This window comes from Frateuria sp. sgz306004 (assembly GCF_057750885.1).
On the sequence record NZ_JBYLFE010000002.1, the window covers coordinates 651,995 to 675,922 of the forward strand.

The 23,928-nt window shown below is 65.4% G+C and carries 14 protein-coding genes; 8 read left to right on the forward strand and 6 right to left on the reverse strand.

The window, feature by feature from the left end; translation table 11 throughout:
* Positions 1-13 precede the first annotated feature (13 nt).
* Entirely contained in the window at positions 14-1,936 is a 1,923-nt protein-coding gene (locus tag AC3G2C_RS06170; RefSeq protein WP_488383735.1) for a S53 family peptidase, read from the reverse strand.
* 438 nt (positions 1,937-2,374) lie between these two features.
* On the opposite strand from AC3G2C_RS06170, the gene AC3G2C_RS06175 reads away from it, so the two are divergent.
* From AC3G2C_RS06175 to AC3G2C_RS06210, 8 genes are all read left to right on the forward strand, one after another.
* Entirely contained in the window at positions 2,375-3,889 is a 1,515-nt protein-coding gene (locus tag AC3G2C_RS06175) for a fumarate hydratase (protein WP_488383736.1), read from the forward strand.
* Between the two features lie 434 nt (positions 3,890-4,323).
* Complete coding sequence (locus tag AC3G2C_RS06180) at positions 4,324-6,891, forward strand: bifunctional aspartate kinase/diaminopimelate decarboxylase (RefSeq protein WP_488383773.1); 2,568 nt, start codon at positions 4,324-4,326, stop codon at positions 6,889-6,891.
* A 126-nt stretch (positions 6,892-7,017) separates the two neighbouring features.
* Positions 7,018-7,932, forward strand: a complete 915-nt coding sequence (locus AC3G2C_RS06185) for a glycosyltransferase family 2 protein (protein ID WP_488383737.1) — start codon at positions 7,018-7,020, stop codon at positions 7,930-7,932.
* A 330-nt stretch (positions 7,933-8,262) separates the two neighbouring features.
* Entirely contained in the window at positions 8,263-8,346 is an 84-nt protein-coding gene (locus AC3G2C_RS06190) for a DUF559 domain-containing protein (RefSeq protein WP_488383774.1), read from the forward strand.
* A 103-nt stretch (positions 8,347-8,449) separates the two neighbouring features.
* Positions 8,450-9,793, forward strand: coding sequence for a UDP-N-acetyl-alpha-D-muramoyl-L-alanyl-L-glutamate epimerase (gene murL / locus AC3G2C_RS06195; RefSeq protein WP_488383738.1), 1,344 nt, complete (start codon positions 8,450-8,452; stop codon positions 9,791-9,793).
* Between the two features lie 14 nt (positions 9,794-9,807).
* A complete protein-coding gene (gene murD, locus AC3G2C_RS06200; RefSeq protein ID WP_488383775.1) occupies positions 9,808-11,163 on the forward strand; it encodes a UDP-N-acetylmuramoyl-L-alanine--D-glutamate ligase in 1,356 nt (451 codons plus the stop codon).
* Between the two features lie 63 nt (positions 11,164-11,226).
* Complete coding sequence (locus AC3G2C_RS06205) at positions 11,227-11,712, forward strand: GNAT family N-acetyltransferase (protein ID WP_488383739.1); 486 nt, start codon at positions 11,227-11,229, stop codon at positions 11,710-11,712.
* 29 nt (positions 11,713-11,741) lie between these two features.
* Entirely contained in the window at positions 11,742-12,119 is a 378-nt protein-coding gene (locus AC3G2C_RS06210; RefSeq protein WP_488383740.1) for a DUF6632 domain-containing protein, read from the forward strand.
* Positions 12,120-12,264: 145 nt separating this feature from the next.
* On the opposite strand, the gene AC3G2C_RS06215 is transcribed toward AC3G2C_RS06210, so the two are convergent.
* The 5 genes from AC3G2C_RS06215 to AC3G2C_RS06235 form a co-directional block, all read right to left on the reverse strand.
* Positions 12,265-14,343 (reverse strand): M13 family metallopeptidase, encoded by a 2,079-nt coding sequence (locus tag AC3G2C_RS06215; RefSeq protein ID WP_488383741.1) that lies wholly within the window; start codon positions 14,341-14,343, stop codon positions 12,265-12,267.
* Positions 14,344-14,482: 139 nt separating this feature from the next.
* Positions 14,483-18,286, reverse strand: a complete 3,804-nt coding sequence (locus tag AC3G2C_RS06220; RefSeq protein WP_488383742.1) for a translocation/assembly module TamB domain-containing protein — start codon at positions 18,284-18,286, stop codon at positions 14,483-14,485.
* 10 nt (positions 18,287-18,296) lie between these two features.
* Positions 18,297-20,057: an autotransporter assembly complex protein TamA gene (locus AC3G2C_RS06225; RefSeq protein WP_488383743.1), complete on the reverse strand. Its 1,761-nt coding sequence runs from the start codon at positions 20,055-20,057 to the stop codon at positions 18,297-18,299.
* Positions 20,058-20,172: 115 nt separating this feature from the next.
* Positions 20,173-22,800 (reverse strand): glycosyltransferase, encoded by a 2,628-nt coding sequence (locus AC3G2C_RS06230; protein ID WP_488383744.1) that lies wholly within the window; start codon positions 22,798-22,800, stop codon positions 20,173-20,175.
* Between the two features lie 227 nt (positions 22,801-23,027).
* A complete protein-coding gene (locus tag AC3G2C_RS06235; RefSeq protein ID WP_488383745.1) occupies positions 23,028-23,495 on the reverse strand; it encodes a Dps family protein in 468 nt (155 codons plus the stop codon).
* Positions 23,496-23,928: the final 433 nt, after the last annotated feature.

Here is a 23,928-nt window from a genome sequence, read left to right on the forward strand (position 1 = left end):
GCCGATGCTTGGATCAGAACACGCTGAGGAACAGGGCCAGGTTGGTGACGTTGAGTGTGCCAATGCCCGCGCCGGGCTCGTAGCCGGGCGCGCCGTAATAGAACCAGTTGTCGCCCGAACGAATATCCCCGAAGGCCGAGTACGGCCCGTAGCCGAAGATGTTCTGCAAGGCGTACACCTGCGGATTCCACAAGCCGATGCGGCCGTGCGTGGTTTGTGCAATCAACGCCGAGATACCGTTGAGCTGCGGCGCCACGAAGCTGGTGCCGCCTTCACCCGTAAGCAGACCCGGGCCATCGGTAGAGGAGACAAAGCTGTAGCCGGTCTCCGGGTCCGCGTTGAGCGAGATATCCGGCACATTGCGGCCGCGATAATTGGCTGGCAGCGTGTAATTGATGCCGTAGGCCGGCAGCGAAAGCGTCTGGTTTTTCTCGCTGCGGCGGATGCCCTGGGTGAACTGCTGATAGCGCGGTACCGGCCAGAACACGCTCACACCGCCGCCGCCGCCCACCGAGTACACATTGGGCAGCAGGTTGATGCCGAGGTTGGTCTGGAAATAGTTGGCAATGTAGTCCCAACCCCAGACCGACTCCTTGGTTATCGACGCGGTCGGTCCTTTGCGGAAGCTGTAGCTAAAGGGCACCGTGGTGCCGCCGGCCGTGGTGATGTACGGGTCCGTGCCCGGTGCGTCCGTGGTGAGCGGCGGGGGCACGGGATCGCTCGGCAAGCCGCCGAGGTCGCGCACCGTGTCGTAAGCACCGGAGTCGCCGGCGGTGGCGAACATGGAGATGCCCTGGGCCGCCGCCTCCAGGAAAACCTGGTGGAACGCGCGCAGCTCATCGGTAAAGTCCACGCCGCCATTGAGCTGCGGGAAATAGAAGATTTCCGGCGAACCCCAGCTCACCGAGAGGCTGTCCACCTTGTTGTCGGACACGGCTTGGTTGAACACATCGAAGAAGCCCGCATCGGTATTGGGTGCGTCGTAGACGATGATGTCAGCCCACGGTGCCAGGCCGCCCGACTGCTCCACGTCCAACGAGGTTTCACCCGAGCCGGCTGCGCCGCTCAGCTGGCCGCCGCCATCCACGTGCACCTGCGTGATGCGGTTGGGCTTGACCGAGAGGCCGATAGTGCTCCAGTAGGTGTAGGCATCGGCCGGCACGAAGTCCGCCAGCGTGGCGATGCCAATGGTTGCGCCGCGCCCGTTGATGCCCGCGCGATAGAGCGGGTTGATGTTGTAGCGGTTGGCTACATCGCCCACGGTGAACGCGCCCGGCGTGCAGGTAGCGGTGGCGTTGCCTGGGCAGGGATTGCTGGCGGGCGCGGCGGCGGTGGCACTCTTTGCGAGCGTCTGCGCCTGTGCAAGTGCGGTGGTCGGCTGCGGTGGTTCGATCGCACTCAAGCGATGCGAGCGATAGCGCGCCTGCGTGCTCAGACCCGAAGCCACCACCAGCGTGCTCGACAGCGAAGAGGGCAGGGTGGGCGTGGCATTGGGACGGCGGAACGTGCTGCCGTCAGCGGCGCGGTAATCGTGGATGGAGGTCTGGAAGGCCTTGTTGAACTGCCCCACCGTGCCGTTCACCTTGATGGCGAGGTGGTTGGGCAACAGTTCCACCTGGGTAAGGCCCTGTTGCTTGATGAAAGCCTGCACCTGGGCGATATCGCCGGCACTGGCGCCGAAACGGTCGGCGAACTGGTCGGTGGTGAGGAAGCGATGATAGTTAGGGTTGCCTTGGGTCACCGTGCTCTCGATGAAGCGTTCCAGAGCCGCTTGGTTGCGCAGGCCCAGCACCAGGGTGACGCTTACTTTCTGGCCAGTGTCGCTGGCGCCGAGGTCGGTGGGGGATGCCGTATCCGCCATCGATACGGCGGAATAGCCACAAAACAGCAGAGCGAGCGAAGCCGCGAGCGACTTGCGAGGCAAGATCGAGAGCATGTTTTGATTCTCCAGGGTGGTTGCGGCTCGGCGGGAGAGCGCAGCGGCGTGGGCAATGCCACCTCGCTTCCGGCGAGACCTTGAGCCTTGAAACAGATCCGTTCCCCAACATGCGCAGCGCGGCCCCCTGACTTATCCGCGCTGGCCCAGTGACCCTAGCTGTGCACGAAACATTGAGACAAGTGACTGGTTTAACGTAAAAAAATGCGAAATCGTTGAGCTGCCTTAAATGCATGCCGCATGATTTTGCGACTATGCCTTTTGGCGGATAAGAATGTTTGAGAGTGGCGAGCGCGGGCCGTCAGCGCGCCGTGCAGGCAGGGATGCGGGCGATGTTTTCGGGCTTGGGGCCGGTTTGCGGCACAATAGTAGGGTTGTGCGTCGTCAGCAGGCCCTGTTTTCGACGCGTTGTGTCCCCCCGGAGTCGAAGCAGCCGCCATGACCATCATCAAGCAAGACGATTTGATCCAGTCCGTCGCCGACGCCCTGCAGTACATCAGCTACTACCACCCCGTCGACTACATCACCAACCTCGCCGCCGCCTACGAGCGCGAGGAGTCGCCGGCGGCCAAGGACGCGATGGCGCAGATCCTGATCAACTCCCGCATGGCCGCGGAAGGCCATCGCCCGCTGTGCCAGGACACCGGTATCGTCACGGTCTTCCTCAAGGTCGGCATGAACGTGCAGTGGGACGCCACCCTGTCGCTGGAAGACATGGTGAACGAGGGCGTGCGCCGCGCCTACAACGACCCGGACAACAAGCTGCGCGCCAGCGTGCTGGCCGACCCGGCCGGCAAGCGCAGCAACACCAAGGACAACACGCCCGCGGTCATCAACGTGTCGATCGTGCCGGGCAATACGGTTGAGGTGATCGTCGCCGCCAAGGGCGGCGGCTCGGAGGCCAAGTCCAAGTTCGTCATGCTCAACCCGTCCGACTCCATCGTGGACTGGGTGCTCAAGACCGTGCCGACCATGGGTGCCGGCTGGTGCCCGCCGGGCATGCTGGGCATCGGCATTGGCGGCACCGCCGAGAAGGCGATGCTGCTGGCCAAGGAGTCGTTGATGGAACACATCGACATCCAGGAACTGATCGCCCGCGGCCCGCAGAACCGCATCGAAGAGCTGCGCGTCGAGCTGTACGAGAAGGTCAACGCGCTGGGCATCGGCGCGCAGGGCCTGGGTGGCCTCACCACCGTGCTCGACATCAAGATCAAGGATTACCCGACCCACGCCGCCAACCTGCCGGTGGCGATGATCCCCAACTGCGCCGCAACGCGCCATGCGCACTTCACGCTGGACGGTTCGGGCCCGGTGGCGCTCGATCCGCCGTCGCTGGAAGACTGGCCCAAGCTCACCTATGACGCCAGCAAGGGTCGCCGCGTGAACCTCGATACGGTCACGCCGGAAGAAGTGACCAGCTGGAAACCGGGTGAAGTGCTGCTGCTCAACGGCAAGCTGCTCACCGGTCGCGATGCCGCGCACAAGCGCATGGTGGACATGCTCAACAAGGGCGAGCCGCTGCCGGTGGATTTCAAGGGTCGCTTCATCTATTACGTGGGCCCGGTCGATCCGGTGCGCGACGAAGTGGTCGGCCCCGCCGGCCCCACCACCGCCACCCGCATGGACAAGTTCACCGAGCAGGTGCTGGCGCAGACCGGCCTGCTCGGCATGGTCGGCAAGGCCGAGCGCGGCCCGGCCGCCATCGAGGCCATCAAGAAGCACCAGTCGGTGTACCTGATGGCCGTGGGCGGCGCTGCCTACCTGGTGTCCAAGGCGATCAAGTCCAGCCGTGTGGTGGGCTTTGCCGACCTGGGCATGGAAGCCATCTACGAGTTCGACGTGCAGGACATGCCGGTGACCGTGGCAGTGGATTCCGCCGGCACCTCGGTGCACCAGACCGGCCCGAAAGAATGGCAGGCCCGCATCGGCAAAATCCCCGTGGTGGTCGCCTAAGGCCTCATGTGCGCCCTCGCCCCCAGGGGCGAGGGCGCGTGAGCGGCTTGCTGTCACACTGAAATCTCTCTCACCGTCATTCCCGCGAGCGCGGGAATCCAGCGCCTTTTCAGCACTGCACGCGCAAGTACGGGACGCAACGACACGCGCGGCCCGCGCCCGGATTATCGAACGGCGCCCCGTTCGGGCGAGCGAGGCGGCACTGACGAGCCAACGCGAGAGGAGCGATCCGCGCACCCGTGACTGGCCAAGATCAGCGCCATTTCCATACCCGTGCGCATTTAGCCATCCATACGCCGACAGCCCCTGGCGGTTGCATTCCGCCTGCTGCGGCGCAACACTCGCATGATTGTCTTTTTCCACCAACGCAACCGAAGGTAACCGTGAACCCGCAAAGCCCCGCGTCGCTCCCTGCCGACGCATCCTGGATCGTGATGAAGTTTGGCGGCACCAGTGTCGCCACCCTGCCGCGCTGGCAGAACATTCGTGAGCTCGTTGCCAGCCGCCGCGCCGAAGGCGCCCGCGTGCTGGTGGTCGTGTCCGCGCTCACCGGCATCACCGACGCACTCAAACAACTGTGCGCACAGGAAGACAAGGGCAAACGCATCGAGGCTGCCAAGGCGATCGCGCAACGTCATTACGACCTGCTCGATCACATGCAGCTGGCGGTTCCGGACACCCTCGGCGCCCGACTCACCGAGCTGGCCAAGCTCGCGGAAGAGGGCCCCGCGCAGCTGGGCGAGCTCGCCTGGCAGGCGCTGGTGCAGGCGCACGGCGAGCTGATGTCCAGCGCGCTGGGCGCGGCCTTCCTCAGTCATAGCGGCCTGCCCACGCAGTGGGTGGATGCGCGCGACTGCCTCAAGGCCATCGCTCTGCCCAACCAGAACGAGCGCACCAAGCTGCTCTCGGCCATGGTCGAAACCAAGCCGGACCCGGCGCTCAACGCGCGCCTGGCCGCGCAGGGCGAGGTGTTCATCACGCAGGGCTTCATCGCCCGCGAGGAGAAGGGCCGCACGGTGCTGCTCGGTCGTGGCGGTTCGGATACCTCCGCCTCGTACTTCGGTGCGCTGCTCAAGGCGCAGCGCGTGGAAATCTGGACCGACGTGGCGGGCATGTTCACCGCCAACCCGCGCCAGGTGCCCAGCGCACGCCTGCTCCAGCGCCTGGACTACGAAGAGGCCCAGGAAATCGCCTCCACCGGTGCCAAGGTGCTGCATCCGCGCTGCCTGTCGCCGCTGCGCGAGCCGCGCGTGCCGCTGCTGATCAAGGACACCAACCGGCCCGAGCTGGACGGCACCCTGATCGGCCCGGAGGTGCGCGAGCACGCACCCAGCGTCAAGGCGATCAGCGCGCGCAAGGGCATCACCCTGGTGTCGATGGAATCGGTGGGCATGTGGCAGCAGGTCGGCTTCCTGGCCGACGTGTTCGCCAACTTCAAGCAGCATGGCCTGTCGGTGGACATGATCGGCTCGGCCGAAACCAACGTCACGGTGTCGCTGGACCCCACCGAAAACCTGCTCGACTCCGATGCGCTGGCCGCGCTCGCCAGCGACCTGGCCAAGGTGTGTCGCGTCAAGGTGATCGCGCCGTGTGCGGCCATCACGCTGGTCGGTCGTGGCATGCGCTCCATGCTGCACACGCTCTCTACCGTGCTGGCGGAATTTGGCCAGCTGCGCGTGCACATGATTTCGCAGTCGTCCAACAACCTCAATCTCACCTTCGTGGTGGATGAGAACGTGGTGGACGAGCTGCTGCCGCACCTGCACGAACTGCTGATCACCGCCGGCGCACTGCGCACCGACGACAGCGCCTTGTTCGGCCCGAGCTGGCAGGCACTGTACGGCAGCGGCGACGTGCTGCCGCCGGCCGCATCCTGGTGGCGCGAGGAGCGTCGCGACGAGCTGCTCACGATCGGCGCGCAGAGCACGCCGCGCTACGTCTACCACTTGCCCACGGTACGCCAGCAGGCACGCGACCTGAAGTCGCTGGCGGCGGTGGATCGCCTGCATTACGCGGTCAAGGCCAATACGCATCCGGCCATCCTCAAGGCCCTGGCCGACGAGGGTTTTGGCTTCGAGTGCGTCTCGCCCGGCGAACTGAAGGCGGTGATGGCGGTGGTGCCCGAGTCGGCGCCGCTGCTGTTCACGCCCAACTTCGCCCCGCGCGAAGACTACGCCTGGGCGCTGACCACCCGTGCCACGCTGTCGCTGGACTCGCTCTACCAGCTGGAGCAGTGGGGCGAATTGTTCCGCGGCCGTGACGTGGTGCTCCGCCTGGATCTGGGCCGCGGCCTGGGCCATCACGAAAAGGTGCGCACCGGCGGCAGCGGCAGCAAGTTCGGCTTGCCGGTGGAACAGCTGGACGCCTTCCTGCGTCTGGCCGACGCGCATGGTGTCACCGTGCGCGGCCTGCACGCCCACCTGGGCTCGGGCATCCTCGATGACGCCCACTGGGGCGAGGTCTACAGCCAGCTCGCCAGCATCGCCGAGCGCATCGGCAGCGTCTCCTTCCTGGATATCGGCGGCGGCCTCGGCGTGCCCTCGCATCCGGGCGAGGCGCGGCTGGACATTGCCGCGCTCGACCGCGTGCTGCGCGAGGTCAAGGCGGCCTATCCGCACTACAAGCTGTGGATGGAACCGGGCCGCTACCTGGTGGCCGATGCGGGCGTGCTGCTCACCAAGGTCACCCAGACCAAGGGTAAGGGCAACGGCCAGATTCGCTACCTGGGCGTGGACACCGGCATGAACAGCCTCATTCGCCCCGCGCTGTACGAAGCCTGGCACGAGATCGTGAACCTCACGCGCCTGGACGAGCCGGCTACTGCGTTGTTCCAGGTGGTGGGCCCGATCTGCGAAAGCGGCGACGTGCTCGGCACCGACCGCCGCCTGCCGGAGCCGCAGGAAGGCGACGTGATGCTGGTGGCCCAGGCAGGCGCGTACGGCAAGGTGATGTCCTCGCCGTACAACCTGCGGGATGAAGCCGAGGAGATCATTCTCGATTGATGCCAGCCGCATCGCTTTGCGATGCCGCTGTAGGTGCAAGCCGATTTCCGCACCTACGCATTGCCATCACAATGCCTTGAATCAAGGGAGCCCTTATCGGGCTCCCTTCCAACTCAAAGGTGCAGGATGGCAGTCGTTTCCGTCGTAATCCCCGTCTACAACGGCGTGGCATTTCTCCAAGAAAGTGTCGGTTCCATCCTCGCGCAGACCTACCAGGATTGGGAGCTCATCCTGGTCAACGACGCATCCACGGACGACTCGGCGAACCTGATCCGCTCATTCGACGACCCGCGCATCCGTTGCATCGATCAAGCGCAGAACGGCGGCACCGCACGAGCCACCAACGCAGGGGTAGACGCGGCTACGGGCAAATACGTTGCGTTCCTCGACCAGGACGATATCGCCATTCCGCAGCGCCTGGAGAAACAGGTTCGGCTGATGAATGGAAATCCTCGCCTTTCCATTCTGGGCGGACAAATGCTGTTGTTCGGTGCGCGCGCTGATGCCACCACCGGTATGCCCAGTCATGACGGCGCCATCAAGGCCAACCTGTTGGCGGGCGCGAACAACCTCTGTAACCCCACGGTGATGATTCGGCGAGAGTTCTTGCACAAGCGGTCTCTGCGATGGGATCCCGAGTGCGGGACAGCCTTCGACTGGGATTTCTTTGTGCGTGCCATGCACAGTGGCGCGACATTTTCCAACCTGCCGGACGCGGTGATTCGCTACCGCATCCACGAAGAACAACAGACGCGAGATCAGAGCCAGGTTCGCCCGATATTGCGGGGTATTCGACTGCGCTGCATGCAATCTTTCTTTCCGCGCTTGTCGCAGGAGGAGCGCGATCTGCTGGAGCCTCTGTTGCAATGGGCGCAGCCGCCGGCTATGGACCACCGAGCGTTGGAACAGGGTTTGGCAATTATCCGCAAAGCGTTTGCGGAGAAGAAAAGCGCGCTGGGTGAGGACCGCCTTGTCGTGAATGCATTTCTGCAGGCTTGCCAGAATCGCTGGACGCAGGCCATGGCGCAGTCTGGGCGGTAAGCAGCAAAGCGCCCAGCGGCGCAGTCCCTTTAGCTCTTGGGGTGCTGCTGCCCACCTGCCCGCTCAGCGTCGGCGGGTCAGGCATCGCTCTTCAGTGCGAGACCGCACCATCAGCGTTCGCGACGAACGTGGCACAGGGTGGCGCCTCATGACGAGGGGGTGTGGCTGACTCCCCAAAAGGCGTGTCGTGGTCAAGCCATACCCGTGACCAGCATTATCGCCGCATGCCCTTGGGCGCTTCTGGCGTCGCCTGCACGTCGCGGTGCTGATCTGCATCGCTCCCTTGCCGGCCTGATCGAGGCGTTGGACGGGGCGTGGCGAGGCGAACAAGTGATTTATGATCAGTCGCGTACGCAAAAGCTCCAAAAAGGGGGTTATTGCGTGCCGCGTTTCTGGAACAATGACGCACTTTAGAACGTGGAAGGCGCGCTCGAGGTGATTTTGGAGGCCTTGGCCGGTCCGGCCCATCATCCCAGCCCTCTCCCCTCTAGGGGGTAGCGTCGACGGAGATTTGAGAGTGACGACCAACATCAACCCCCGCCTGACCCAGGTATTCCGCTTCGTGCGATGTAGCTACGCCGATGGCGTGGCGGAGCTGGTGTACGCCTTCGATCATGGCGAGGAGCTGATCGAGCGCGTGCGCTTTCCCAATGCACCCGCGTTGCCCAGCACGCATCAGGCGGCCTTCGACCAGGCGCTGAAACTGCTGCATCTGATCGCCGGCGTGAGCTACTACAAGGCTGGCGTGCCGCCGCGCATCGAGGTGGCCTACGGTCCACTGGACGACGCCACGGCCAACCTGCTGGATGCCCTCTACCTGCACGGCCTGGCCGAGTTTGCGTATCGCAACGGCCTGGATCTGCGCGGACGCATCGCGTTTCCGCGTGGCGCGGCGGCGTTGCCGGCGGCCTATGCACTGAACCTGCCGCATCGCACCCTGGTGCCGATCGGCGGTGGCAAGGATTCGCTGGTGGCGGTGGAAGCGATCAAGTCCATCGGCAGCGACGCCACGGCGGTCTGGGTGGGCAACTCGCCGCTGATCGCCGCCTGCGCCGAGCGCACCGGCCTGCCTCAACTCAACATTCAGCGCGAGCTGGCTCCGGGCCTGTTCGAGCTCAACCGACTGGGTGCGTGGAACGGCCACATCCCGGTGACGGCGGTGAACTCGGCCATCCTGGCGCTGGCGGCCATCCTCTACGGTTACGACAGCATCGCCTTTGCCAATGAGCGTTCCGCCTCCGCCGCCACGCTGGAATACGACGGTCAGCAGGTGAACCATCAGTGGAGCAAGGGCTACGCCTTCGAGCAATTGCTGGGCGACTGGCTGCACCAGCACGTGGCGAGCGACCTCACCTATTGCTCGCTGCTGCGCCCTTATTCGGAACTGGCGGTGACGCGTGCATTCGCCAAGCTCACGCCGTACTTCGACGTGTTCTCCAGTTGCAACCGCAACTTCAAGCTGCTCGGCCCCAAGCCGGCGGATCGGTGGTGCGGGCAGTGTCCCAAGTGCCACTTCGTCTTTCTCGCGCTGGCGCCATTCCTCGCCAAGCCGCGACTGCTCTCGATCTTCGGGCGCAACCTGCTGGACGATGAAAACCTCGCGCCCGGCTTCGATGCGTTGCTGGAATACCAGGATCACAAACCGTTCGAGTGCGTGGGCGAGGGCGCCGAAGCACGCGCAGCCCTGTACGCGCTGAGCCAGCGTTCGGAATGGCAGGAAGACGCCCTGGTGGCACGCTTCCGCAGCGAGATCCTGCCGCAGCTGGACGTGGCGGAACTGGCTCTGGAGCCGTGGCTGCAGCCGTCGGCGGAACAGCGCCTTCCCGCGCGCTTGCAGGCGGCGCTGGCGTTCTTCGCGTGACCGACGCCACGCCGTTGCGCATCGCCGATCTTGCCGGGCGCCGCGTCGCGGTGTGGGGCTTCGGGCGCGAGGGCAAGGCAGCCATCGCCGCCATCCGTGCGCGCGTGCCGCAACTGGCGCTTACGCTGTTTTGCAGCGCGGGCGAAGTGGCCGATGCCAGCGCCTTCGACGCAGCGCTGGATGTTCGCGGCATGGAACCCGATGCCGCGGCATTGTCGGCATTCGATGTCGTGGTGAAGTCGCCGGGCATTTCGGCCTACAAGCCGGCCCTGCTGGCCGCACGCGAAGCAGGCGTTCGCGTTACCTCTGGCACGGCGCTGTGGTTCGCCGAAAACCCCGATGCGCGCGTGGTGGCCATCACCGGCACCAAGGGCAAGAGCACCACCACCGCCTTGCTGGCGCATCTGGCGCGCAGCCTGGGCGTGCGCACGGCGCTGGCCGGCAACATCGGCATGCCGCTGCTTGAGCTCTTGGGGCAGAGCGCGCAACTGTGGGCCCTCGAACTGTCCAGCTTCCAGACCAGCGAAGCCGGTCCGCTGGACCTTGGCGTGATCACCAGCCTCTACGAGGAACACCTGGACTGGCACGGCTCGCGCGAGCGCTATATCGCCGACAAGCTCAGGCTGGCCGACGTGTCGCGCCGCCTGCTGGTCAACGCGTTGCAGGCATCCTTGCTGGAGCGCACGGCGCAGCATCCGCACCGCCTGTTGTTCGGCCACGCGCCGGGCTGGCATGTACGCGGCCACATGATTCATCGCGCCGACCTTGCCGTGTTCGACGCACGCCTGCTGCGTGCGCCGGGCGAGCACAACGCACTCAACGCCTGCGCCGCACTCGCCGCGCTGGAAGCCATGGGTTTCGACGCCGTAACGGCTGCGCCGGCCCTGGCCGATTTCCGCCCGCTGCCGCATCGCCTGCAGCCGCTGGGCGAACAGGGCGGCCTGCACTGGATCAACGACTCCATCAGCACCACGCCGCAGGCGACGCTCGCGGCCTTGGCGAGCCTGCCTGGCCGCGCCGTCAGCGTGATCGTGGGTGGCCATGATCGCGGGCTGGACTGGAGCGAGTTCGTGCACGCCATGCACGGACACGAGCCGCACCTGATCGTGGCGCAAGGCGCCAATGGTCCGCGCATCGCCAAGGCCTTGCGTGACGCTGGCGTGGTGCATCTGCACGAGGCGGCGAACCTGGACCAGGCCGTGACCATCGCACGCGAGCACACGCCGCCCGGTGGCACCGTGCTGCTCTCGCCGGGTGCGCCCAGTTTCGACCAGTTCCACGACTACGCCGAACGCGGGCGCCACTTCGCGGAGCTGGCGGGTTTCGATAGCCACGCCATCGTCGGGATCGAAGGTTTGGGCGTCGCGTAAGTTCACATAGCGCGACACGCGGCCTTGGACGCTGGGTTTTTCTGTCGCTCAACAGGGTCTGCCATGCGCTTTGCCATTCGCCTCGACGATCTACGCAGCGCGGAAATCGCGGCCCTGCTGCAGGAACACCTGGACGACATGCGGCGGCATTCCCCGCCGCAGAGCATCCACGCGCTCGACCTGGACAGGCTGCGGCGCCCCGAGATCACCTTCTGGAGTGTGTGGGAGGGTGATGCGCTGGTGGGTTGTGGTGCGCTCAAGCAACTCGATGCAACGCATGCCGAGATCAAGTCCATGCGCACATCCATGCATCATCGGCGCAAGGGCGTGGCGGCGTGCATGCTGCGGCACCTTCTCGATGAGGCTGCGCGTCGTGGCTACCGGCGATTGAGCCTGGAGACTGGCGCGCCGGCAGCCTTTGCGCCAGCGCGCGAACTCTACGCGCGCTTTGGGTTCACGACGTGCGGCCCCTTCGCGGACTACGCCGAAGATCCCAACAGCGTCTTCATGACCCGGGAACTCCGGGTGGTGGGTGGCGGCGTAGACTGAAGCCCTCGCCACTGCCGTGGATGGGTGCCATGAACGAAGCGTCGCGCCTAAAGTTGCTGCGTATTGCCCTGGTTGTGCTGGGCATCGTCTGCCTGGCCGTGTATCCCCTGATGCTGGTTTGGCCGTCCGGCTGGGTGTGGCACGAAGGTTATTCGGACTACCCGATGATGATCGTGGGCATCTACGCGACGCTCGGTGTGTTCCTGATACGCGCCGCGCGCGATCCACTGGCCAACCTGAGCCTGATCTGGTTCACCGTGTGGTCCAGCGTGGTGCACGGGGGCATCATGGCGGTACAGGCCATGAGCCATCCGGCGCACATGGGGCATCTGTGGGGTGACGTACCTGCGTTGTTCGTCCTGGCGATCGTGCTGGCGGTGCTGGTGCCGCGACCCGCAAACACCTAGAAAAGCACAGGCGGTGCCGGCGCATCGCCGCGATGCGTTCGGTGCAGGCAGCCCAGTTGGCGCAGCGCGCGTCGTGCTCGCGGCCCCAATGAAAAGGCCACGCCTCTGGCGAGGCGTGGCCTTGTTCACGCGATCGAACGCAGGCTTACCAGATCTTCACGCGTTGCGACGGATCCAGGTACAGCGCTTCGCCCGGCTTGGGCTGGAAGGCGTCGTACCAGGCGTCGAGGTTGCGCACCGTCTGCGCGCGGAAGCGGCCCGGGGCGTGCTCGTTGCCGATCACGCGCTGGCGCATGGCGGCGTCACGCACCTTCTCGCGCCAGGCCTGACCAAAGGCGAGGAAGAAGCGCTGGTCGCCGCTGAGGCCATCGATCACCGGCGCGGGCTTGCCGCCCAGCGACTTGTGGTACGCCAGGTAGGCGATGGTCAGGCCCGACACGTCGGCGATGTTTTCGCCCAGCGTCTGCTGGCCGTTCACGTGCAGGCCTGGCAGTGCTTCGTACGCGTTGTACTGCTCCACCAGCTTCTGGCCGGCCGCCTTGAAGTGGGCCTGGTCTTCCGGCGTCCACCAGTTGGCGAGGTTGCCCTGGGCGTCGAACTCGGCGCCGAGGTTGTCGAAGCTGTGGCTGATCTCGTGACCGATCACCGCGCCGATGGCGCCGTAGTTGGCGGCGGCGTCGGCCTTGGGGTCGAAGAACGGCGCTTCGAGAATGGCCGCCGGGAAGTTCAGCGCATTCTGCAGCGGCAGGTTCACCGCGTTCACCGTCTGCGGCGTCATCCACCATTCGCCGCGATCCACCGGCTGGCTGAGCTTGGCAAGCTGGTGCTCGTACTCGAACTTCTGCGCACGCTGCTGGTTGCCCAGGGCGTCATCCGCTTTGATCTCCAGCGTGCCGTAGTTGCGCCAATGCTCGGGGTAGCCAACGCTCACGCGAATGCTGGCGATCTTGGCCTTGGCTTTCTGGCGGGTGGTTGGCGTCATCCAGTCCAGGCCGTCCACGCGTTCGTCGAAGGCGGCGAGAATGTTCTTCACCATCTGCTCGACCTGCGCCTTGGACGAGGCCGGGAAGTACTTTTTCACGTACAGCTCGCCTACGGCGTCGCCCAGCGCCACGTTGGTGCTGGCGATGGCGCGCTTCCAGCGGTCACGCTGCTTGGGCGTGCCGGAGAGCGTCTGGCCATAGAAACCGAAGCTCAGGTCGGCATAGGGCTTGGGCAGCAGGGAAGCCGATTCGTTGAGCGCGTGGAAGGTGAGGTAGTCCTTCCAGGTCTGCAGCGGCTCGCTGGCGGTCAGCGCGGATAGGCCCTTGACGCCCGGCACCTGCCACACGTCGATGGTCTTCTGCTGGTCCAGGCCGGCGGCCTTGAAGTAGGCGTCCCAGTCCAGGCCCGGGGCGTTCTTGGCGAAGGCGTCGCGCGCCCACGGGTTGTTGGCCTTGTGCACGTCCTGGCTATCGACGATGTCCACCTGTGCCTTGGCGATCTTGGTTTCCAGATCGAGGATGGCTTTTGCCTTGGCATCGGCGTCGGCCACGCCCGCCTGCTTGAGCAGGGCGGCAACGTAGGCCTGGTACTTGCCGCGCGTTTCCACCATGGCCTTGTCATCGGACAGGTAGTAGTCGCGGGTGGGCATGCCCAGGCCGCCCTGCAACAGGTAGGGGATGTTGCGCGAGGCGTCATCCAGGCCATGCGACACGAACAGGCCGAACAGGTGTTCGGTCTGGAAATTGGTCGCGTTCACCGGGTCCACGTCGGCGCGTAGACCTTGGCCGAGCACGCGGGCCAGGTCTGCCTTGCTGGCGATGGCGTCGATGGCCTTGAGCTGCGGCTGCAGCGGCGCCAGGCCGCGCTTCTCGATGGCGGCCTCGTCCATGAAGGCGGCGTAGTAGTCGGCGATCTTGCGCTGATTGCTGCCGGCCGGCGCGTTGCTCTTGCCGACCTCGCGGATCAGGTCGGCATTGCGCTGCTCGGCCTTCTGGAACACCTCCAGGAACACGCCAGTACTGGAACGGTCCGCCGGAATCTGCGCGGTCTTCTTCCAGTTGCCGTTGGCGTAGTTGTCGAAATCGTCACCGGGCTTGACGCTGTGGTCGATGCCGGTGAGGTCGATGCCGCCGGCGTTACGCGCCGTAGTGTGCGCGGGGGCGGGCGGGGTGGCCGTGGCGGCCAGTGCGCAGGTGCTGGTCAGCGCCGCTGCGGTGAGGATCCAACGAAATTGCCGCATGGAGTGCTCTCCTGGAGGGGGTGAACACGATAATCCCACGCCCTCGCCGGGTGGGCATGACCTATGGGCTATGGGCAGTGGCTGACAGCTGTGTTGTGTGCGGCTGCTGACGCCATGCGCTCCCGCCTGGCGGGAGCGCCTATTTCTCGTAGCGGTAGTTGAGGCTGGCGCGGCTGAAGTCGGTGGCGTTCTGTGCCTCGAAATTCCAGCGTGCGTTGAAGTGGTAACGCAGCGTGATCACTTGGCCCGGGTCGAACAAACCCACGCCATAGCTCAGGTACAGGCGTGGCGAGAGGTACTTGCCCACCGTGAAGGCCGAGCTGCCATTGAGCGCGTCGTTGCTGCTCACGCCGATATCGTCGATGCCCAGGCGAGAGCCGATACTCTTGGCCAGCAGGTTGCCGGTGGCCGAACCCAGCGCTTGCGCTGCCGCGCCCACCATGTTGCCTTCGCCACCACGCACCTGCGACAGCGGCTTGCCGGTGACCAGGTAGGAGAGCGCATCCGACTGCTCCATCACCGGTTGCGAGAACACCGTCAGTACGGGGCGTTGCGCCGTGCCGGCGATGTAGAGGCCCACCTTTTGCCCATCGTCGATGGTGGCGTTGGGGTTGAGCTTGCGCACCGCGCGGATGTTGAGGCCCGGGTTGTCGATGGGCGTGCTGGCGAACAGCAGTTGCCCGCGCTCGATCTGCAGGTTCTGGCCGTAGGCCTTATAGGTGCCGTCCACCTCGATCTGGCCCTGACCCGTGGCCGCGCGCCCGGGGCGTTCGCTCACCACCAACTGGCCACGCAGCTTGCCGTCCAGCCCCATGCCGATCATGTGGGTCTTGTTGCCAAGGTTCACCGTGACGGTGGCATTGATCGGCAGGTTGCTCGCCGCTTCCTCGCGCTGCTTTTCGTCCACTACGACCACATCGGGCGAAGCCTTGGTGGCGCCGGTGCCGGGGAGCTTGTCCAGGTTCACTTCGGCATTGTCGAGGGTGACGTTGCCGCTGATGTCCAGGCCGTTGGCGTTGTGGCGCACGGAAAGGTCCGGCGTCACGGCGACCTTGGCGGCGGGAATATCCACCACCCGCACATTGCTGCCCTTTACCGACAGCACGCTTTGCGCTTGATCACCGAGTGTCGCGGTGCCGGCTAACATCAGCGCTCCGTCACCCGAGTGCACGCTGCCGTCGAGGCGGAATGTGCGTGCATCGTGCGTGGATACCACCACCTGGCCTTGGCTGAGCTTCAGACCCATGGCCGGAATTTCCGCGGCGAAGTTGCTCAGGTTGGCCTGCCCGTTGATGGCCGGCTGGGCGAGCGTGCCGCCAAGGCTGAATTCGCCGAGCAAGGCGCCCTTGGGGTTCACCACTTCGGTCGTGAGGATTTCGAGCAGCGCCAGGTTATTCACGTGCACGGAAACGTGACCACCCAGGGCCTGCTGCGCACCAGTGAGCGTGAGCTGGCCATCGAGGCGGCCGTTGTCGCTAAGCCCCGCGTGCAGCTCCACGCGCTGGCTGGATGGGCTGAGCTGGGCCGTCAACGCGAGCTGGTCGTACGTCAGCATCGGCTGGTCGGGGTGATCGGCGTAGGCGATCGAACCGCGTGCGGACGTGATGGACGCGTTGCCGGTGAGCGCGCCCGCGGTATTGCGACGCACGCTGCCGTTGCCTTCCAGCGTGCCTTCCACGCGCATCGGCACGCTGGCCGTGCTGGCGGCGCTCATCAGCAGCGCGATGGGAAGGTGGTGCAGGCGATAGCTGGCGTCGAGGTTGCCGGCTTTGTCCTGTTTGGCGGCGGCGCACAGCAGCGGATCGCCAGCGGTGAGGCAGAGTTCGGCGATGGCGAAGGCGCCGTCCTTGTACGACAGGGCGCTGCCTTGTTGCAGGCGCCAGCGTGGCAGGCCCGCCAGGTCCAGGTTGAGTGTGGAGAGCGTACCGTTCCATGCCTGGTTCTTGTCCAGGCTACCGCTCAAGGCGAGTTCGGCCGAGAGCGGCTGGCCGCGCGCTTCCAGCGTGAGGCTGTGGCGATCGGCGGTGCCGTTGCCGTGCACGTTCAACTGGTTGAAGTGCAGACCGACGGCGTTGACGTTGGCGGCTTGCACATCGAGCTTGCCGCCGGGGTGGCTGATGTCCGGCAGGTCGGCCAGCAGATGCAGACTGTCCACGGTTTGCCCGGCATAGCCGAGCGTGCTGCCTTGCAGGTTGCTGTCCACCGCCAGCGCGGGGTATTTGCCACGCACGCGGACGGTGCCTTGCAGGCGGCCCGCCGCATCGGGCAGCCAGTCGCCCAGGGTGGCGACGGCCAGCTTGACGGTGATGTTGTTGCTGCTGCCCGGTTGCGCATCCACCTGCACATCGCTGCCGCCGGAGATCAGGTGCAACGTGCCATCCAGCACGCCCTCGGGCGGCAGATGAAGCTTGCCGTCGCCGTGCACGTTGCGGTCGCGCAGGCGGCCATCGAGTTGGCGGATGTCGAGCGTGACATCCGGGTGCCCCTGAGGCAGGGTGCCCTGCGAGACAAGGTCGGCATCCAGCGAGCCCTTCCATTCGGCGAACAGCTGGCCCGGATCGAACTTGCTGGCCTTGGCCTCAAGCTGCCAGCCGAAATCCGGCTGCAGGGTGAGCGAGCCGTTGGCGGTGAAATGGCCTTGCGGCTGCTTGATGGTCAGCTCGTGCACGTTGATGAGCTGCTGAGTGCCATCGAGGTTGAGGATGACATCGGCCAGCTTGCCCTCGGGGCCGATGCCCAGCGCACCCTCGGCGTGAAACTGCTGCGCGCTGCCCTTGGCCTGCAGGCGGCCGTGGCTCAGCAGGCGTTGTCCGGCCCACTCCTCGGGCAGCTCCACGCCTTGCCAGTCGAGCGTAAGGTCGGCGGTGAGCGGGTTGGCGCCCAGCTGCACGATGCCGTGCGCCGTGACATCACCTTTCAATTGCGGCGAGCCGAGCGCGAGCTGGTCGATGGTGAGCGTGTTGAGGTCGTCGCTGAAATGCGCCTTCAGCGGATGCAACAGGAGTTGATAGTCGTTGAGGTCGAGCTTGCCGTTGAGCGTGCCGCCGCGTTTGTCGCCCTCGGCCTCCAGCGCGGCGGCCAGATGGGTGAGCGCGCTGTCGCCGAGCAACGGCTTTGGGTTGAAGCCGGGGGCGTCCAGCGTGGCTTTCCACGCGTAGTCACCGCTTTGCGCCAGGTGCAGGTGCAGGCGGGCCGCCATGGGCTGGGTGAGCTGCAGTTCCACGTCGGCCTGCTTGCCATCGCCATGGGCATCCAATTGACCGGCGTACTCGGTGTCGGCCACGCGCCAGGCGAAAGACGCCTTGCTGTCGCCGCTGTAGTTGCCGGCGATGACGAGGCGGCCATCGAGGTCTGCCTGGCCGTCCGGTGCGCGCAGCGCCAGTTGGTGAAGCTCGATGCCGCGCTGCGTCCAGCCGCCGGCCAGGTCGAGCGAGTCGGAGGCGAACAGGGCTTGTCCGTCCTGGCGAACATGCACGGCGCCAACGTGCAGGCGATCGAGCAGCATGTCGAACGGCGGTTTCCACGAGAAGCTGCTTTCGCTGGCGGGCTCTTCCGGCTTGCTCTTGGGCAGCGTCACGTCGACGTCGCCGACGTCGAGGGTGAGTACGTGCAGGCGTTTGCGCAGCAACGCGCTGGCGCGCAAGTTCAGGTGCGCGCGGGTGACGCGTACGTCCAGACCCTCGCCATCGGCATAACGCAGGCCCGTGACATCGAGTGGGCCGAGCAGGCGACCCTGGGCCGATTGCACGCTGAGCGCGCCGTGGGTAAAGCCCTCAGCGCGGGCCAGGGCGAAACGCAGGCCCGAACCCGTGCCCAGCAACCAGCCCACAAAAAGCAGCACGATCAGCAGCAAGGCCAACAGCGTGTACAGGCTCCAGCGCAGCCAGCGACGAGGCGCGCGCGGCGCGGGGGCAGGGGATGCGGCGGGTGTGGCGGCGGTCATCGCATCGTTCTCACAGGTCCGGCCCGATCACGACGTGCAATTCCACGCCATGGTCATCCGGGTTATGCACCGGCGTGCCCAGATCCACTCGGATCATGCCCACCGGCGAAAGCCAGCGTACACCCAGGCCCGCGCCGATCTTGGGGCGATAGTCCGTGCCGTCGAAGGCGTTGCCGGCATCGACGAAGGCAGCCATGCCCCAGTTGCGGCTGAAGTAGTGCTCCACCTCGGTGCTGCCCACCAACAGGTTCTTGCCGCCGATCACGCGACCGAAATCGTTCTTGGGGCCGATGGTCTGATAGCCGTAACCGCGTACCGAACGGTCGCCGCCAGCGAAGAAGCGCAATTGCGGCGGCAGGGAGGAGAAGTCGTTGGTCCAGGTCATGCCACCCGAGCCGCGCAGGATCAGGCGATTGTTGCCGGCGAAGGAGGTGATCCACTTGGCGTCGGCGGTGACCTGGCTGAAGGCCGCATCGGAGAGCAGGCCGCCGACCGTGCCGCGCGCGGCCAGTGTCAGCGACCAGCCGTTGCGCACGAAGATGGGGTTGTCGCCCGATTTGCGCGATAGCGACACCTCTGGATAGAACAGGTTGCTGTTGCCGCGTTCCACACCTGGCGCGTTGTCCGGCTCGCCGCTCTGCTTGCCGACGGTGAAGGTGCCGTCCAGGGCATGGATGCCGATGGTGCGCACCCAGCCATGCCATTCGCGTGTTTCGTTGGCGACCACTTCCAGCGTCTTGGACTTGGAGGTGTCGGTGTTGGAGTCGCGATAGGTGGCGCCGTAGTTGAAGCTGCGCTGGTTGGGGCCGGGCATCGGCACGGAATAGAGCGTGGAAAGCGTCTTGAGGTTCTGCGCGATCACCGCCTCGTTCTTCCACTTGTGGCCGCGCCGGTTGACCCAGCGGCGCTCGCTGCCCAGGCGCACGCCAAAGCCGGTGTCGGTGCCGATGAAGGGCCCACCGGTGTAGATGGTGCGCTTGGCGGGCACCAGCTCCACGTTGACGTCGACCACGCCGTTTTTCTTGTCGTCGACGTCGGGCAGCACGTTCACGACCGAAAAGTAGTCGGCGCCGTTCAGGGCCTGCTGCAACTGGAGCAGCTTGTCCTGGGCGAAGTACTCGCCCTGCTTGAAGGGCACATAGCGGTCGAGCAGGCCTTCGCGAAATTGCGAGCCTTCGAAATGCACTTCGCCAAAGCGGTAGCGCGGGCCGGCCTCCCAGGCGAGCTTGATCACCGCGCTGCGCTCGCCACGGTTCACTTCCACCGTGTGGGTGATGAGGCGGGCGTCGAGGAAGCCGTTGGCGGTGAGCGTGCCGCTCAGCGTGTCGCGCGCGCTGTCATAAGCGCCGTGGTCGAGCGTTTGGCCCTTGAGGTTCTCGATGGCGCGCTTGGCGCGACGGATCGCGGGGATGTCGGCGGCCTTGGCATCCAGTTGCAGGTCCACGGCGGCGACCTTGACCGGCGCCCCGGGCGTCACGTGCAAGGTCACCCGCCAATCGTTGCCGGTGGGTTCGAGCTGCCCCTGCACCGCGGCCTCGTAATAGCCGTACGGCTCCAGCGCGGTCTTGGCCTGCTCCAGCGACTTGTCGTACAGGCGGCGTACCTGCGCTTCGGTGACGTCGCGATTGGCGTACTGGGCGAGGTCCACGCCCGAGGTCACCGCCAGCTTCAGCGGATCGTCCACGCCATCCACCACCAGCTGCACCCCGGCATGCGCGAGCAGCGGGGCGAACAACAGCGGCAGCAGCGTCAGGCGTCGAAATCGGCGCATGCGGTCCTTGTTCCGTCCTGGAAATGGAATGCGCGTGCCAGTGACACGCGCGGAACAAGCTTAGCCGATTGGCCATGGGCGGCCGATGAACGACGCCCGGTGGCCGGCTGATGCATCAGCCGGCCTTGTCGCCTGCCTTGTGTGCGATCCATGCACCCACCACGGCCGACACGTACGGAATGGACTGCGCAGCCAGGATGAACATCCACAGCATGCCTTCCAGGTAACTCGTGCCGAAGCGCAGACCCATGCCGATGACGCAGCCGAGCAGGGCGATGGCCATCAGCAGCTCCTCGCGCACCGGGGCGAACGCCGCGAAATTGCTGCCGCCCAGGCGACGGCTCTTGGCGGTCACCACGAAGGAGGTCTTCTCGCGGGTGAGGCCGTGCAGGATGCCGCGCGCGATGGCGTGCGACAGGCCCATGCTGGCCAGCGACGCCATCAGCGTGTCGTACCAGCTGCAGGGAACACGCGCACGGTAGAGCACGATGCCGAAGATGGCCTTGGCAAAGAAGAACCCAATCACCGGGATCAGGAACAGCTGCATCGGCAGACTGAACACGGACGGGAAGGCCACCATGCCGGCGGTCCAGAAGATCGCCATCATGGTGAAGATCAGGTGCAGCGCATCGGCGAACCAGCTGAACCAGCCGGTGAGGAAGTGGAAGCGCTGGCCGCCGGTAAGCGGGCCCTTGCGGGTCATCCAGTCCCAGCGACCCTTGAGGATCTGCATGGCGCCGAAGGCCCAGCGGTAGCGCTGGCTCTTGTATGCCTTGAAGTCGGCCGGGGTCAGGCCCACGCCCATCAGCTCGTCCACGTAGACCAGCTCGTAGCCGGCGTGCATCAGGCGCAGGCCGAGCTCGGCGTCTTCGCAGATGGTCCATTCGGACCAGCCGCCGGTGCCTTCCAGGGCCGAGCGGCGCACCATGGTCATGGTGCCGTGCTGGATGATGGCGTTGCGCTCGTTGCGGTGGTGCATGCCGATGCGGAAGAAGCCGTCGTACTCCCACGCGGTCATGCGGCGGAAGCGGTTGTGCTCGAAGTCGCGGTGGGCCTGCGGGCACTGCACCACGGCCACCTTCGGGTCATGGAAGTAACCGGTGAGCGAGGCGAGCCAGTCCTTGCGCACCACGTAGTCGGCGTCGATCACGGCGACCACGTCGGCTTCGGGGTTGGTTTCCTTCAGGCCGAAGTTGAGCGCGCCGGCCTTGAAGCCCGGCCACGGTTCCAGATGGAAGAAGCGGAACTTGGGGCCGAGCTTTCCGCAGTATTCCTGCACCGGCTTCCAGATCGCCGGGTCCTTGGTGTTGTTGTCGATCACCAGCACTTCGAAGTTTTGGTATTCCAGCGCGGCCAGCGAATCGAGCGTGACGATGACCATTTCCGGCGGCTCGTTGTAGCAGGCCAGATGGATCGACACGAACGGCTGCTTTTCCACCGGATCGGGCGTGAGCATGCCCGCATGACGCACCCAGTTACGGCGCCACAGTACTTCGGTGAACTCGAAGCCATTGATGAGCAGGATGGCGAGAATGGCGATCTGGGCCGGGAACAGCAGCACCAGCATGGTCCAGTCGACCCAGCTCAGGTAGAAATTGAAGGGCAGGGTGGCCGACCACACGATCAGGCCGCAGGCCAGCTGGATCAGCGCGCAGAAGAAGAACCGGCCCATCAGCTTGAAGCGGCTGTAGTGGCGGGCGAACCAGACCATCGGCAGCAGCGCCAACAGGCTCGCGGCCAGCGCCTTCCACGGCCACGCGGTGTCTTCGGTCACCGGGCCGAGGAACGGGAACTTCAGCTGACGGTCGGCATTGAACATGCCCCAGTAGGCTTCGGTGCGGCCGGAGAGCTTCTCCTTCCAGGGCTGGTCGAAGGCCTCCATCACGTAATAGTCGATGTTGCGCTTCTTGGCTTCGTTGAACCACGTGCGCAGGAAAATCGCCTCGTTGGACACCGACGGGTCGGCGTACTTGAAGCGGTCGCCGTTGGACGGCCAGCCGATTTCGCCGATCACGATCGGCTTGTTCGGGAACATCTTCTTGAGCGACTCGTAGCTGCCCAGTGCGTCGGCCACCGCGGGGAACGCGTCGATGCCTTTGCCGGGGCCGGTCACCGGGATGCCGTTCCAGTACGGGAACAGGTGCACGGTGATGAAGTCCACGTGGTCGGCCAGCTCCGGGTACTTGGCCCAGATATGGAACGGCTCGGCGATCGACACCGGCTGGTGGATCGCGGCGCGCACGCGGTCGGCATACGCCATCAGCTGTTCGGGCGGGATGTCGTTGCGGAACAGCACCTCGTTACCCACCAGCACGCGATTGATCGCGTTGGGGTAACGGCGGGACTGGGCGATCAGCGCCTCGATCTCGTTTTCGTTGTTGTCCAGGCGACGGTCGATCCACGCGCCGGCCATCACCTGCAGGCCATCCTTCTCCGCCAGACGATAGGTCTGCGGGTTCTGCAGCATCGAGTAGGTGCGGATGCGCGAGGTGTAGCGACTGATCAGCTTGAGGTCGCTGTCCACTTCGTCATCGGAAGGGAAATCGTTCTTCAGCGGATTCTGATAGCGCTGGAAGGCGGACAGGGCAAAGCCGTTGATCGGGCCTTTCCAGTCCTCGGGGCCGTGCGGCAGATTGCTCCACCACCATAGGCCGATGTTCATGGCCGCGACGATCAGGGCGAGCAGGATGGCTGAGAGCAGCGGGTGCCGGCTGTCGTGTTGGGTGGTTGCTGTGGTGCTCAAAACGGTCCCCGTGGGCTGCCTCACACGAGGCCGAAAAGCACAGGGAGCTTAACGTTGACGCGCTTTTCGCTCAATAAAGGCGGCACCGGGGTGGTCAGCCCGAGGTCAGGCCTCCCGCCGCGGTGCGCCGGTATTTGCAGGGGATGTTCAAAGCGCGTGACGGGCCGGATCGATACGCCCGGTACCGCCCGGGGCTTCCGCGAGGAGAGCCCCTTCAAGCGTGGCGATCATTTGAGCAGCGAGCGCAGCATCCAGGCGGTCTTCTCATGCTCTTTCAGGCGGCCGGTCACGATGTCGGCGGTGCCTTCGTCGCCCGCCTCGTCGGCCACCTTGATGACTTGGCGCGCAGTATGGGCGGCGATCTCATGGCCCTCCACCAACTGGCCGACCATCTCCTTCCAGTCGGGCACGCCGGCTTCTTCCTTGATGGAGGTGAGCTTGCCGAACTGGCTGTAGGAGCCCGGGGCGAACACGTCCAGGGTGCGGATGCGCTCGGCGATCTCGTCGGCCGCCAGCCACAGTTCGTTGTACTGGGTTTCGAACATCGTATGCAGGCTGTTGAAGTGCGGCCCGGTGATGTTCCAGTGGAAGCTGTGGGTTTTCAGATACAGCGAGTAGGTGTCGGCGAGCAGCTTGGACAGATGCTCGCCGATCTGCTCGCGATCTTTCTTGGCGATACCGATGGAAATGGCCATGGCGTGCTCCTTGAGGGTGACGTCGAAATGAGGACTGCCCCCAAGGCTAGTGGCGGGCGATTGATCAGGGAAATGAATAATCCTGATTCCATTGATAGGTGAAATCTATGGCCGGCTCTCCGGGGCGCTCAGGGTGCGGTCGGTGACATGGGGCAGCTATGCTCGATCGCGAGGCGCACCATGTCCACGCCGGTGGTGTGGTGGGCGATGCGTTCGCTCTCGCTCATGGTGCCCACACATCCACATCCGCGCAGACCGGATCAATGCCGCCTGCCAAGCCCTTGAGCAGGCAAACCGCACCCGCCAGCCCCTGCTGGCGCGGATCGACCATGCGGAATCTGGGCACGTGAGGCGCGCGTTGCACTGGCCTGTGACAAGCATCGGCGCATCCTTGTGTTCGGTCACTCCGCCGATGGACCGGCGCGGTCGCCTG

Excerpts from the sequence above, each read along its gene's own strand:
- AC3G2C_RS06170 (WP_488383735.1), bottom strand. The coding sequence starts at position 1,936 with ATGCTCTCGATCTTGCCTCGCAAGTCGCTCGCGGCTTCGCTCGCTCTG.
- AC3G2C_RS06175 (WP_488383736.1), top strand. The coding sequence starts at position 2,375 with ATGACCATCATCAAGCAAGACGATTTGATCCAGTCCGTCGCCGACGCC.
- AC3G2C_RS06180 (WP_488383773.1), top strand. The coding sequence starts at position 4,324 with ATGAAGTTTGGCGGCACCAGTGTCGCCACCCTGCCGCGCTGGCAGAAC.
- AC3G2C_RS06185 (WP_488383737.1), top strand. The coding sequence starts at position 7,018 with ATGGCAGTCGTTTCCGTCGTAATCCCCGTCTACAACGGCGTGGCATTT.
- AC3G2C_RS06205 (WP_488383739.1), top strand. The coding sequence starts at position 11,227 with ATGCGCTTTGCCATTCGCCTCGACGATCTACGCAGCGCGGAAATCGCG.
- AC3G2C_RS06210 (WP_488383740.1), top strand. The coding sequence starts at position 11,742 with ATGAACGAAGCGTCGCGCCTAAAGTTGCTGCGTATTGCCCTGGTTGTG.
- AC3G2C_RS06215 (WP_488383741.1), bottom strand. The coding sequence starts at position 14,343 with ATGCGGCAATTTCGTTGGATCCTCACCGCAGCGGCGCTGACCAGCACC.
- AC3G2C_RS06220 (WP_488383742.1), bottom strand. The coding sequence starts at position 18,286 with ATGACCGCCGCCACACCCGCCGCATCCCCTGCCCCCGCGCCGCGCGCG.
- AC3G2C_RS06225 (WP_488383743.1), bottom strand. The coding sequence starts at position 20,057 with ATGCGCCGATTTCGACGCCTGACGCTGCTGCCGCTGTTGTTCGCCCCG.
- AC3G2C_RS06235 (WP_488383745.1), bottom strand. The coding sequence starts at position 23,495 with ATGGCCATTTCCATCGGTATCGCCAAGAAAGATCGCGAGCAGATCGGC.